Genomic DNA, 13,144 nt, shown 5'->3' on the forward strand with positions numbered 1-13,144 from the left:
CCCCTCCGGCATATTACTCTTCGCTATCGCTGCTGCTGGCGCGGAGAGGCGAATCAATCTCGACACGGTCGATACGCTGCAAACCACGCATCAAGGTGCCGCGACGGCCACGCTCACCGGTAACTTTCAGCAATTCTTCCGGGCGCAGTTTGATTTTGCGTTTCCCGACATGAATGGTCAGGGTACTTTGCGGCGGCAGTACATACAGGTGTGCCAAACCATCCTCGCCCCGCGCGGCTTCTGCCGACGGAATGTTGATGATCTTGTTGCCTTTACCCTTCGACAGTTGCGGAAGCTCGCTTACCGGGAACATCAACATGCGGCCTGCCTGAGTAATTGCCAGCAACATATCAGAAGCATCTTCAATGACTACCGGCGGCATGACATGCGCATTTTCCGGTAAAGTGATCAATGCTTTACCTGCACGATTACGCGCCACCAGATCGTTAAAGGTGCAGACAAAACCGTAACCCGCATCGGAAGCCATCAACAGTTTCTGATCGTCGCTTTCCATCAGCATATGGTCAACGGTAGCACCTGGCGGCAACGTCAGTTTGCCAGTAAGCGGTTCGCCCTGACCACGCGCCGACGGCAGCGTAATTGGGTCGATGGCATAGCTGCGTCCGGTAGAATCAACAAACACCACTGGCTGGTTGCTCTTGCCTTTCACCGCAGCTTTAAAGCTGTCACCCGCTTTGTAGTTCAAACCTGGGGCGTCAATGTCGTGGCCTTTAGCGCTACGCACCCAGCCCATCTGCGACAGCACGATGGTAACGGGTTCAGACGGCAGCATGTCGTGCTCACTCATTGCTTTCGCTTCTTCGCGTTCCTGCAACGGTGAACGGCGATCGTCACCATATGCTTGCGCATCGGCCTGCAACTCTTTCTTCAGCAGATTATTCATCTTGCGCTCGGAAGCCAGAATGCTCTGCAACTGGTCACGCTCTTTTTCCAGCTCGTTCTGCTCACCGCGAATCTTCATCTCTTCCAGTTTGGCGAGATGACGCAGTTTCAATTCGAGGATCGCTTCCGCCTGGGTTTCCGTGAGGCCAAAACGCGACATCAGCGCCGGTTTCGGTTCATCTTCATTACGAATGATCTCAATCACTTCGTCGATATTGAGAAACGCCACCAGCAAACCTTCCAGGATATGCAGGCGCTTGAGGACTTTCTCCAGACGATAGTTCAAACGGCGGCGCACGGTATCGCGACGGAATACCAGCCATTCGGAGAGGATTTCCAGCAGGTTTTTCACCGCCGGACGCCCATCCAGACCGATCATATTAAGGTTAATGCGATAGCTCTTTTCCAGATCGGTGGTGGCGAAGAGGTGATTCATCACCTGATCCATATCCACGCGATTAGAGCGCGGCACAATCACCAGACGGGTCGGGTTCTCGTGGTCGGATTCATCGCGTAGATCGTCAACCATTGGCAGCTTTTTGTTACGCATTTGCGCAGCAATTTGCTCCAGTACGCGCGCACCAGAAACCTGATGCGGTAAGGCACTGATGACCACCGCGCCATCTTCTTTCTTCCACACTGCGCGCATACGCACAGAACCACGACCATTTTCGTAGATTTTGCGGATCTCCGCCCGGGAGGTGATGATTTCCGCTTCGGTCGGGTAATCCGGCCCCTGCACAATATCCAGTAACTGATCGAGCGTGGTTTTCGGCTGGTCGATTAAGGCGATTGCTGCCTGTGCGACTTCGCGCAGGTTATGTGGCGGAATGTCCGTTGCCATCCCGACAGCAATACCGGTGGTGCCGTTAAGCAAAATATTCGGCAGGCGGGCAGGCAGCATTTTCGGCTCCTGCAAGGTGCCGTCGAAATTTGGCACCCAATCCGCCGTCCCTTGCCCCAGCTCGCTCAATAACAGCTCGGAATATTTCGACAGACGGGATTCGGTGTAACGCATTGCCGCGAACGATTTCGGATCGTCCGGCGCGCCCCAGTTCCCCTGACCATCAACCAGCGGATAACGGTAAGAAAACGGCTGCGCCATCAGAACCATCGCTTCATAGCAGGCGCTGTCGCCGTGCGGATGGTACTTACCCAGTACGTCACCGACGGTACGGGCCGACTTTTTAAATTTGGCGGTAGCATTCAGACCCAGCTCAGACATCGCATACACAATGCGGCGCTGAACGGGTTTCAGACCATCACCAATAAACGGCAACGCACGATCCATGATGACGTACATGGAGTAGTTTAAGTAGGCGTTTTCCGTAAATTCATGTAGCGCAAGGCGCTCTGCCATATCGCTCATTAATTCTGATTCCTCAACTTATTCGCCAGCCTTCAAAGGGGCAATATTGCCGGAGATACTACATTATCTGTCGCGTCGAGTCACAGGAGATCAGCGTGAATAGCGCCGCCGGGCGTGCTCCGACGGCGATAAAGGCATCAATGTGCCTTGATATACAACTCTTTGCTGTAGACATAATCCTGGGGATTATGCAGCGGGAAACCGCCAACGTAAGGTTTAAGCAATTTGATCAGCGGCTGATAGTAGATGGGAATGAGCGGTGCCTGCTGATTAATGATCATCTCTGCCTGCTGATACAACGCATTACGCTTTGTCGCGTCAGTGGTCTGCGCCGCCTGATTTAGCAACGCGTCATACTGCGCATTTTTCCAGTGACCGACATTCTCTTCACTATCGCTTTTGAGCGTGTTCAGGAAAGTGGAAGCATCATTGTACGTCGCATCCCACGACTGCCGCGATAGCATGAAATCACCGGCTCGCCGGGTATCAAGATAGGTTTTCCACTCCATCGTGCGCAGCGTCACCTGTGCACCAAGCCATTTTTTCCATTCGGAAGACAACGCAATTGCCGTTTTTTCATGCAAATCATACTTGTTGTAGAACAGTTCAAAGCGTAGCGGATGAGAAGCATCGTACCCCGCTTGTTTGAGCAAGGCTTTTGCCGTCGCCACGCGCTCACTCATCGGCTTTTGCAGTTCATCAAACGTCGTCGCGTTAAAGCCTTCTACCTCTGGCGGCGTCAACGTGGTTGCAGGCGTTCGCAACCCGAGTATCTTTTGCGCAATTAACGGCCTGTCGACCGTCAGATATAGCGCCCGCCGGACACGAACATCGTCAAACGGTGGTTTCTGGATATTGAAATTGTAATATTCACTGTTCAGACGCGGGATAATTTGCAACTCACCAGGCAGTGATTTTTCAATAGCAGGAATTTGTTGTGCCGGAACCCAGGTGAGATCGACTTCACCCGCACGATAGCGGTTATAGCCGGTGACTGAATTATCCAGTGCCAGATACTCAACCTGCTGCAATACCGTATGTTGTGCATCGCGGTACTTTGGATTTTTGCGTGCGGTAATCTTTTCGTTAACCACCCATTTATCAAGCACAAAAGCACCGTTGTAAACCATATGCTCTGGCTTACTCCAGCTATCGCCATACTTCGCAATCATATGATGCGGAACCGGAAACAGCGTCGGCCAGGCTAGCATTGTCGTAAACCACGGTACGGGCTGCTCAAGCGTGACTTCAAAAGTGCGGTCATCCGTCGCTTTCACGCCTAACGATGAGACATCCGATTTTCCCGCCGCGATAGCCGCTGCATTTTTAATATGCGCCTGCGCCAGATAGCCAGCAAAAGGGCTTGCCGTTTTGGGGTCAACCGCGCGCTGCCAGCCGAGGACAAAATCCTGCGCTGTCAGAGGCTGACCATCAGACCACTGTAAGCCGTTGCGTAAATGGAAAATATAGCGTTTGCCGCCATCTGACACTTCCCAGGATTCAGCCTGGGCAGGTTGCACTTTACCTTCGCCGTCCATCCATACCAGACCTTCAAACAGATCCAGCACAATCTGCGCGGCGGTATTCTCCTCAACCTTTTGCGGGTCAAGCGTGCCGGGGTCGCTATGATTGTTGTAACGAAAGAGCTGTTGCGGGGCGAGCGGTGTGTTGGCGGGAACGTCAGCAGCATAGAGAGGAGCCGCACTTACCAGGCTGACCAGCCATAATAAATTTCGCGTATACATGGTATTCCTTACCGGAGAAATTATAAGCCTGACAACAATACGCCAGTGGCATTGTTAGCTCAAACTTATCGCGAGTGATTTGGCTCACACTCCGGAAAAGATCCCCCTTCACATTAACGGCACATAAATATCCGTTTCCAGCCGCTTCTCTGACATCCCTTCGGCCAGGTTGGTGTAGTGAAACAATATCGGTGCGTTACGCATTTTCTCGCCGCTATCAGGAAGCCAACGGCGAATGATGGCCCGGATAGTGTGAGATATGTTATCCAGGTCGCCAGAATGACGGGCAACCGCATAACGCCCTGCGGTGAGTTCGCCATTACTCACACCATAACGATTCTCCGGAACAGGCTCGTTAACGCTGCCGCAAATATCAAAGCGAAACGCGTCTGGCGCAGTGGTGGCAGGATCGTCCCAGGCGACGCCAAAAGTCTGGCTTTGGTTAACGGGAGATAACCCCGTGTCTTTGCGCCACATGATAAATTTCGCCACGCTGTAGTTGAGCAACTCAGGGCTACAGCGATGCGGCAACATCGCCACGCGGGTTGATGGGAAATCGATAATATTTACGTCCAGTGCACGGTTTTTCATGTTGCTCCCTGCGAAATTATTCCCGGGAACGCGTCCCGGGAGCAGTAACAATTACGGATTGACTTTACTGATCTGTTTCACGTCAATCTCAACAGAGTTCCAGTCTTTATCCACTTCCCCCTGAATCTCAACCGTATCTTTCGGCGTAACTGTCACGCCGTTCCAGCGTTTGTGGTCGATATCGACATTGATGGTGCCGCTGGCATCTTTGAACACATACAGATCGTCAGAGATGCGCTCAACGATATTGCCACGCAGAGTTACCCAGGTGTCGTCACGCAAAGATTTCGCGTTTTCTACGTTAGTTACGCTGCCGTTCGGCCCCTGGAATCCTCCGGTTTGACTTTGTGTTGCCGATGGGCCAGAAAAGCCCCCCTGCTCTGCTGCCATAACCGGTGCGCTACACAGGGCCATTACTGCAATTACTGCTGCGAATTTTTTCATGTTTGTTACTCCCTTTGATGTCTGTTTCCAGGCATTAAACAAGATAGTCCTTAACAACTTCTTAAGGAAAAAAAAGAAAATTTAGTACTGTACAGAGCGCGTTACAACACGGTTTACTGACAACGAATACAGCTATCGCAGGGATGAAAAGATGCGAATTTTACTGATAGAAGATGACATGCTGATTGGTGACGGCATCAAAACAGGTCTTAGTAAGATGGGCTTTAGTGTTGACTGGTTTACGGAAGGTCGTCAGGGAAAAGAGGCGCTTTATAGCGCACCTTATGACGCGGTGATCCTTGATCTCACCTTACCGGGAATGGATGGCCGCGATATTTTGCGCGAGTGGCGGGATAAAGGTCAGCGTGAGCCGGTACTGATCCTGACCGCGCGCGACGCACTGGCCGAACGCGTGGAAGGTTTGCGTCTGGGGGCCGACGATTATCTGTGTAAACCTTTTGCATTGATAGAAGTCGCCGCCAGGCTGGAAGCGCTGATGCGCCGAACCAACGGCCAGGCCAGCAACGAGCTACATCACGGCAACGTCATGCTCGACCCGGGCAAACGGATCGCCACCCTGGCAGGTGAATCCTTAACACTCAAGCCAAAAGAATTTGCCCTGCTGGAATTACTGATGCGTAACGCTGGTCGTGTTCTACCACGCAAACTGATTGAAGAAAAACTGTATACCTGGGACGAAGAGGTCACCAGCAATGCCGTCGAAGTACATGTGCATCATCTGCGACGCAAACTCGGCAGTGACTTTATTCGCACCGTTCACGGTATTGGCTACACATTAGGTGAGAAATGAAATTTACCCAACGCCTTAGTCTGCGAGTCAGGCTGACGCTGATCTTTTTGATTCTGGCCTCGCTGACCTGGGTTGTCTCCAGCTTTGTAGCCTGGAAACAAACGATTGATAATGTCGATGAGTTGTTCGATACCCAGTTAATGCTGTTTGCCAAACGATTAAGTACGCTCGATCTTAACGAAATTAATGCGGCAGATCGTATGGCAAGAACGCCGGATAAATTCAAACACGGCCATGTGGATGACGATGCCCTGACATTTGCCATTTTTACCCGCGACGGCAGAATGGTTCTTAACGATGGCGATAATGGAGAAGATATTCCCTATAGCTATCAGCGTGAAGGTTTTGCTGACGGGCAACTGGTGGGTGATAAAGATCAATGGCGCTTTATCTGGATGACATCACCTGATGGTAAATATCGCATCGTTGTCGGCCAGGAATGGGAATACCGTGAAGACATGGCGCTGGCAATCGTCACCGGCCAGCTCATCCCCTGGCTTGTTGCGCTACCCATCATGTTAATCTTCATGATGGTGTTACTGGGTCGTGAGCTCTCGCCACTGAACAAACTAGCGCTGGCGCTACGTATGCGCGATCCCGACTCGGAAAAACCACTCAACGCCGCGGGCGTACCCAGCGAAGTGCGTCCGCTAGTCGAGTCGCTGAATCAACTGTTCGACCGTACACATGCGATGATGGTGCGTGAACGGCGCTTTACCTCTGACGCCGCTCACGAACTGCGTAGCCCGTTAACAGCGCTGAAAGTACAAACCGAAGTCGCACAGCTTTCTGACGATGATCCGCAGGCACGGAAAAAAGCACTGACGCAATTACATTCGGGGATCGATCGCGCCACCCGTCTGGTTGATCAACTGCTCACACTATCGCGGCTCGACTCGCTGGATAACCTTCAGGACGTCGCGGAGATCCCACTTGAAGATCTCCTGCAATCGGCGGTGATGGATATCTACCACACGGCGCAGCAGGCAAAAATTGACGTACGGCTGACGCTCAATGCCCACGGCATCAAACGCACCGGACAACCGCTATTGCTAAGTCTACTGGTACGAAATCTGCTGGATAACGCAGTACGCTACAGTCCACAGGGCAGCGTAGTGGATGTCACTCTGAATGCAGATAATTTCACCGTAAGAGACAACGGCCCCGGCGTGACGCCAGAGGCGCTGGCGCGAATTGGCGAACGTTTCTACCGCCCACCAGGACAAACCGCAACCGGTAGCGGACTGGGGTTGTCGATTGTCCAGCGGATCGCAAAATTGCATGGCATGAATGTTGTGTTTGGGAATGCGAAACAAGGTGGATTTGAGGCGAAAGTGAGCTGGTAGTAGTGAGACTTTTGCAAAATTCGCAAAAGACTTTGCACATTTTGCTAATTTCACCGCACCGCTCTGTGACGTACTATTGTCGGTAAACGTCTCTCCTTGAGGATAAAAAATGAGCAACATTCTGATTATCAACGGTGCGAAAAAATTCGCCCACTCCAATGGTCAACTGAACGACACCCTGACCGAAGTCGCGGATGGCACGCTGCGCGACCTCGGGCATGATGTCCGCATCGTTCGCGCTGAGAGCGACTACGATGTCAAAGCCGAAGTACAAAACTTTCTCTGGGCTGATGTGGTGATCTGGCAGATGCCTGGCTGGTGGATGGGCGCGCCGTGGACGGTGAAAAAATACATTGATGATGTGTTCACCGAAGGTCACGGCACGCTGTATGCCAGCGATGGTCGTACCCGCAAAGATCCGTCGAAAAAATACGGTTCTGGCGGTCTGGTACAGGGTAAAAAATATATGCTCTCGCTGACCTGGAACGCCCCAATGGAAGCCTTCACCGAAAAAGATCAGTTCTTCCACGGCGTTGGCGTTGACGGTGTGTATCTACCGTTCCATAAAGCAAACCAATTCCTCGGCATGGAACCGCTGCCGACATTTATCGCTAATGACGTGATAAAAATGCCTGATGTTCCCCGCTATACTGAAGAATATCGCAAGCATCTTGTGGAAATTTTTGGTTAACTAGAGCTCTGGCTTTAGAAGGAGTTAACCATGATTACAGTAATCGCAGAAATCCGTACTCGCCCTGGCCAACATCACCGTCAGGCGGTATTGGATCAGTTTGCTAAAATCGTTCCAACAGTTCTGAAGGAAGAAGGTTGCCACGGCTACGCGCCAATGGTGGATTGCGCTGCTGGCGTGAGTTTCCAGTCTATGGCGCCGGACTCTATTGTGATGATTGAGCAGTGGGAAAGCATCGCGCACCTTGAAGCGCATCTGCAAACCCCGCACATGAAAGCATATAGCGAAGCCGTAAAAGGCGATGTGCTGGAGATGAATATTCGTATCCTGCAGCCGGGACTTTGATGTTCCTGAAAAGAGGCCGGTGTTGCTACCGGTCTCAGGCCTGATTAGCCATTCTTTCTTCCCGTTTTCAAACCCCGATGGAAATCGTTAATTCGCTTAATGGTTTTAACCGCACGCTGCGGCACCGCTGAGGCCACCGACCAGACAATCATTTCCAGGCACAACAATACCGTACCATGTAGCGGCGTTTTCCCCTTTTCATCCCCGCGCGGAACGTGGATGACGATACTGGCGTCTTTACTAAAACGCGAATCCAGAGCGTTTGTCAGCAAAATAACCGGGATCCCCAGCCGTTTCGCTTCACGCAGCGTTGTCAGCCCTTCCCGGTGTGCAGATTTTTGCGCCATCATGATCAGCACATCGCCACGCTGAAGCGCGATCAATTGCTCGGCAAGGCCAATACCCGTACGGTTTAGCGCCGTGGCGGGCAAGCCAATGCGGTTGAATAGCCGCGCGGTATAATCCGCCAGAATACCCGAAGCGCCAATGCCAAAAATAGCAACTTGCCGCGCCTGCACCAACAAGGCTACCGCTTGCGCAAGCGAGTGGCGGTTTTCAGGCTCTGACAGGACATTGCAGGTATACAGATGCCCTTCAAGAACAAAGTCGATTGCGGTGTTAACATCGCTCGTCAAGTTACTCACCGTCGTAGACATCTTTTCGCTGGAGCTAAGGGCTGGGCCAAGCCACTGTTCCAGAGTACGTTTCAGATCGCGCAGCCCGGCAAACCCCAGAGCCTGTATAGCCCGAATTACTGTGGCATCGGAAGTGTTTAACGTGGCCGCAATTTCCATCGCCGTTTGCTCGAGGACCACTTCACGGTGCTCATTAATGTAGCTGGCGACGGTTCTTAACCCTGGCGTTAACTGACTCGCACGAGTACGAAAACGCTCCCCAAAAATATCAACCCGCGTTTTGTCTTTCTGGATCATTTGGCCTCCGGTAAAGGTCGCCCCGCAATTTGTGATTGTATCTGCGCAGCCATCAATCCCAGAGATGCAAAGGAGTTAGAAATCGCCTCTTCACGCGAAATCAACACATAACGTCCGGAACGACAGGCTGTCAGAAACTGACACCATCCCGGCATGACTTTTTCCATTGCTGCCAGCTCGTCCTGAGGTTTACCACCAGAATCACCGCGCCAGGTTGCAAAAACAAAATCGGCATCCAGTTCAGGCAAACGCTCCGCGCTCACATCCATTCGCCCACCTTCAGGAATGCTCTCAATTAGCGGCGGAAAGCGAAAACCAGCATCGCGTAATACCCGCCCCAGCGAATGATAGCTATGCATCACATTAATTTTTCCCTGATTTGCCTGAATCACCGATACCGTTATTTTTTGACTGTCCAGCGTCGCCTTCAGCGCATTGATTTGCGCCTGATAGCGGCGTTCAAGTATCGCCAGCCGCGCCTGTGTTCCTGTAAGTTCGGCCAACTTGCGGTAGATTTCTGGCGCGCCCCCTTTGAGATGATCAATGCTCACCGTGGGCGCAATTTTCTCCAGTTGTTCAATGGGCGTATTACGGGTCGGTTCTGTGATGATCAGGTCCGGCTTTGCCGCCACAATCGCTTCAATATCAATATCGGCTGTTCCAATGAAGGCGATCGATGAATTATCGAAATCAACACCTGTCAGTAACGCACCTGATCGAATGAAATGGCTACCGTCAGGCCGTGTACGCCCGTGGCTGGCGACAGGAGGTACACCGAGTTCAATCAGAGGAATGGTGATATCAAGATCGTGTAAAGAAACGATTCTCTTTGGATGTGCAGGCACTGTGACTTTGCGCCCTAAATCATCGGTAAACACCTGAACAGGCTCTGTTGCACGAGCAAAAAATGACAACAGTATCAGCAGAGAAAAAAATAAACGCATATAACTCCCGTTAAAAACTGTTCCTGCGTTGCCAGAGAAGTAGCAGAAAGAATGGTCCACCAATCAGTGAGATAACGATTCCTGCAGGGAGTTGCAAAGGCAAAAAAGCCAAACGACCAATGCTATCCGCCAGAATGACTAACAACGCCCCCGATACGGCGCTCCCCAGCAGTAATGTCGTCTGTCCACCACGCAGAATAAAACGTGATATATGAGGTGCTATCAGCCCGACAAAGCCGATGTTGCCAACGCAAGAAACGCAGACGGCTGTCAGGATTATTGGCGCGGCTACACGCAACAACGCCAGACGAGAACTGTTCACGCCTAATCCGGTTGCAACCTGATGACCAAGCAGAGCGATATCCGCAGTCCGGGCTGTGAACAGCAATAAAAGAGCGGCTGGCAACATCCAACAGGCTGAAATACCGACTAACATCCAGTTGGCTGCATGTAGGCTTCCCGATAACCACATCAATGCAGTTTGTACGTCACGAACATCTGCTGTGGTCATAAATACACCGATCCCCGCGGCGAAAAACCAGGAAACGCCAATGCCGATCAAAACAAATCGCGGGCGGGAAATATCGCGTGCACAGAAAATCACCACTAACGCAACGAATAAGCCGCCAGCGAGGCCAGCCACTGGACGCCAGAACATCCCCAGCATTGGAAACTGGAAAATCAGCCACAGCACTGCCACGCTACATCCTTCCTTGACCCCGATAAGACCGGGATCCGCAAGGCTGTTACGAGCAATAGACTGCATTGCGGCTCCCGCCATACCTAACATGGCTCCGCATAGCAACGCCATGATGACTCTCGGCAAGCGAATATCCTGCACAATATAACGTGTGTCTGTGTTCACATTTTCTGGAGAGAACAACGCTCGTCCGACTTCCGATGCCGGGACAGAAAAAGAACCATGCATCAGACCGAATATCAGTATTCCAACAGCAAACAGAGACAGTCCACCAAGCAACACCAGATTTTTAGGGCGTACCAGTGTCGAAAACTCACCAACACGTAGCGGGCGTAACCCAACGTTCATTATCCGGCTCATTTGAACATCCTCGTCGCCATAATGACAAAAACAGGTGCACCAACTAATGCCGTCATGACACCTGTCGCCAGCTCATGGGGCGTGAAAAGCGTCCTGGCAATAATATCTGCCAGTAATAGCAGTAAGGCACCGACACAAGCTGAAAGAGGTAGCAGAACGCGCAGATCCGTTGATACCAGACGCCGGACAATCTGCGGTACGAGCAAGCCGACAAAACCAATCGGGCCAGCAATCGATACGGCCGCGCCACAGAGCAACGCGATCGCAATCAGAGTGAATGTTCGCGTGCGTAGTACCGAGACGCCCAGGCCCTGCGCCATGCGATCGCCCAGTGCCAACATGTTAAGAGAGGGCGCAAGATAAAGAGCTAATACAAATCCCCCCAGAGAAAACCAGGCGGACGTACCAAGCGTCGCCCAATCCAACCCCGCTAAATCACCCGCTAACCATGTCCGCATCGCCAACAACGTTTGTTCGTCAAGAATCAGGATTGCAGCCGTTATTGAGGAAACGAACGCCGATAGCGCCACGCCGCATAAGGTAACTTTCATTGGCGTTAACCCTGAACGTCCTGCGGAAGAGAGCAGCAATATCAGCAGGAACAGTACCGCGCCTCCCGCTGATGCCAGCAATGGACGCCCAACAGGAAATGCCAGTCCTAGTGCACTGGCGGCAACGACAGCTAGGGCGGCTCCGGCATTTAAGCCTAAAATATGTGGCTCCCCCAATGGGTTACGAATGACAGCCTGCAACAAAGCACCAGCAACACCAAGAGAAGCACCAGTAAGCAATGCTGCCGCCAAACGCGGCAAACGGAGTCTTATAATCACGTTGTGATCGAAGTTTTGCGGTTCAAAATGGAAAAATGCCTGCAACACCGTTTGTGGTGCAATAAATCGGGCACCAATCCCAGGATATACAACGCATCCCACCAGCAGTAAGGTGAGGAAAAAAACAGTAACCAGCCCCGTGCGCATCATACTTTTTCTACACCACGAAACGGCATGAAAAACGGTTTTCCCGTCAGAGGATTTATTGATGCGTGAACATCAACGTCAAAGACAGCTTTCACCAGCTCAGGCGTGCAATGCTCCCCCTCATTCAACACACGCACCACTTTCCCCTGGCGTAAAAATATCAACGTATCGCCATAATTGACGGCAAAATTCAGATCATGCAACACCACGACGACTGTACGCCCGTGATGACGCGTTAAGTCATGTAATAACTCAAGAATTTCAACCTGATAACGTAAATCAAGCCAGGTTGTTGGTTCATCCAGCAGGATATAAGGCGTCTTTTGCGCCAACACCATCGCAATCCAGCACCGCTGGCGCTGCCCACCAGAGAGTTTTTCAACAGGTAAATGCGCAAACTCCTGCGTACCGGTTAATTTCAGGGCCTCTTCTACCGCCTGCTCGTCAGCGTCGCTCCATTGACGTATAAAATTCTGCCAGGGAAAGCGCCCGCGCGACACCAGTTCATAAACGGTTAAGCCCTCCGGCAATAATGGCGACTGCGGTAAGATCCCAAGTCTGCGGGATAACGCTTTCGTTGGTTGCTCGTGAATCGCTTTGCCATCAAGCAATATCGAGCCGCCCATGGGTTGCAATATACGCGCAATGGTACTGAGCAACGTCGACTTTCCACAGCCGTTTGCCCCAACCAGAACGGTCATTTTCTCTGTGGGAACGGAGAAAGAAACACCATCAACAATGATGTTCTTGTGATACCCGGCAGAAACATTGTCGAGGATCAGCCCCTGCCCTTTTGCGTTATGTGCCACGTGTACGCCAACTTAATCAAAGACAAACAAAAATAAAACTCATTCTCCTTTGAGAGTTTGACGCCACAAAATGTAGTAGTCAAGAAGTTAAAAGCCACACAAAAACAAGGTAAATAACAGGTAAAATCTTTTTGAAAATAAAAATTAAAACATTAAATATTAATGAGTTAAAAACAA

The 13,144-nt window shown here is 51.5% G+C and carries 13 protein-coding genes; 4 read left to right on the forward strand and 9 right to left on the reverse strand.

Annotated features, from left to right (window positions below):
• Positions 1–13: 13 nt before the first annotated feature.
• The 4 genes from parC to ygiW all read right to left on the reverse strand — a co-directional run bounded on the left by parC (position 14) and on the right by ygiW (position 5,052).
• Entirely contained in the window at positions 14–2,272 is a 2,259-nt protein-coding gene (gene parC, locus A1WG_RS16135; RefSeq protein ID WP_001281917.1) for a DNA topoisomerase IV subunit A, read from the reverse strand.
• A 137-nt stretch (positions 2,273–2,409) separates the two neighbouring features.
• On the reverse strand, positions 2,410–4,017 hold the full coding sequence (locus A1WG_RS16130) for an ABC transporter substrate-binding protein (RefSeq protein ID WP_000288650.1): 1,608 nt from the start codon (positions 4,015–4,017) through the stop codon (positions 2,410–2,412).
• A gap of 108 nt (positions 4,018–4,125) precedes the next feature.
• Complete coding sequence (locus A1WG_RS16125) at positions 4,126–4,608, reverse strand: AraC family transcriptional regulator (protein WP_000796007.1); 483 nt, start codon at positions 4,606–4,608, stop codon at positions 4,126–4,128.
• Between the two features lie 51 nt (positions 4,609–4,659).
• A complete protein-coding gene (gene ygiW / locus A1WG_RS16120) occupies positions 4,660–5,052 on the reverse strand; it encodes an OB fold stress tolerance protein YgiW (RefSeq protein WP_000712662.1) in 393 nt (130 codons plus the stop codon).
• Positions 5,053–5,203: 151 nt separating this feature from the next.
• Between ygiW and qseB the strand changes: the two genes are divergently transcribed.
• The 4 genes from qseB to A1WG_RS16100 all read left to right on the forward strand — a co-directional run bounded on the left by qseB (position 5,204) and on the right by A1WG_RS16100 (position 8,245).
• Positions 5,204–5,863: a quorum sensing response regulator transcription factor QseB gene (qseB, locus tag A1WG_RS16115; protein WP_001517108.1), complete on the forward strand. Its 660-nt coding sequence runs from the start codon at positions 5,204–5,206 to the stop codon at positions 5,861–5,863.
• A complete protein-coding gene (gene qseC, locus A1WG_RS16110; protein ID WP_000673336.1) occupies positions 5,860–7,209 on the forward strand; it encodes a quorum sensing histidine kinase QseC in 1,350 nt (449 codons plus the stop codon). Before qseB ends, qseC begins: the two co-directional genes overlap by 4 nt.
• Positions 7,210–7,318: 109 nt before the next feature.
• Positions 7,319–7,900: an NADPH:quinone oxidoreductase MdaB gene (gene mdaB, locus A1WG_RS16105; protein ID WP_000065441.1), complete on the forward strand. Its 582-nt coding sequence runs from the start codon at positions 7,319–7,321 to the stop codon at positions 7,898–7,900.
• Positions 7,901–7,930: 30 nt separating this feature from the next.
• Positions 7,931–8,245: a putative quinol monooxygenase gene (locus A1WG_RS16100; protein WP_000633738.1), complete on the forward strand. Its 315-nt coding sequence runs from the start codon at positions 7,931–7,933 to the stop codon at positions 8,243–8,245.
• A 44-nt stretch (positions 8,246–8,289) separates the two neighbouring features.
• Here A1WG_RS16100 and A1WG_RS16095 read toward each other — a convergent pair whose 3' ends face one another.
• The 5 genes from A1WG_RS16095 to A1WG_RS16075 are packed head-to-tail and all read right to left on the reverse strand — an operon-like array spanning position 8,290 to position 12,967.
• On the reverse strand, positions 8,290–9,177 hold the full coding sequence (locus A1WG_RS16095; RefSeq protein WP_001517109.1) for a MurR/RpiR family transcriptional regulator: 888 nt from the start codon (positions 9,175–9,177) through the stop codon (positions 8,290–8,292).
• Entirely contained in the window at positions 9,174–10,121 is a 948-nt protein-coding gene (locus A1WG_RS16090; RefSeq protein ID WP_001517110.1) for an iron-siderophore ABC transporter substrate-binding protein, read from the reverse strand. The genes A1WG_RS16095 and A1WG_RS16090 overlap by 4 nt, the downstream gene beginning before the upstream one ends.
• A 10-nt stretch (positions 10,122–10,131) precedes the next feature.
• Entirely contained in the window at positions 10,132–11,169 is a 1,038-nt protein-coding gene (locus tag A1WG_RS16085; RefSeq protein ID WP_032141510.1) for a FecCD family ABC transporter permease, read from the reverse strand.
• 8 nt (positions 11,170–11,177) lie between these two features.
• Positions 11,178–12,161 (reverse strand): FecCD family ABC transporter permease, encoded by a 984-nt coding sequence (locus tag A1WG_RS16080; protein WP_001517111.1) that lies wholly within the window; start codon positions 12,159–12,161, stop codon positions 11,178–11,180.
• A complete protein-coding gene (locus tag A1WG_RS16075; protein WP_000940884.1) occupies positions 12,158–12,967 on the reverse strand; it encodes an ABC transporter ATP-binding protein in 810 nt (269 codons plus the stop codon). Before A1WG_RS16075 ends, A1WG_RS16080 begins: the two co-directional genes overlap by 4 nt.
• Positions 12,968–13,144: the final 177 nt, after the last annotated feature.

It is taken from the genome of Escherichia sp. KTE96 (assembly GCF_000408525.1).
Taxonomy (GTDB): Bacteria; Pseudomonadota; Gammaproteobacteria; order Enterobacterales; family Enterobacteriaceae; genus Escherichia; species Escherichia marmotae.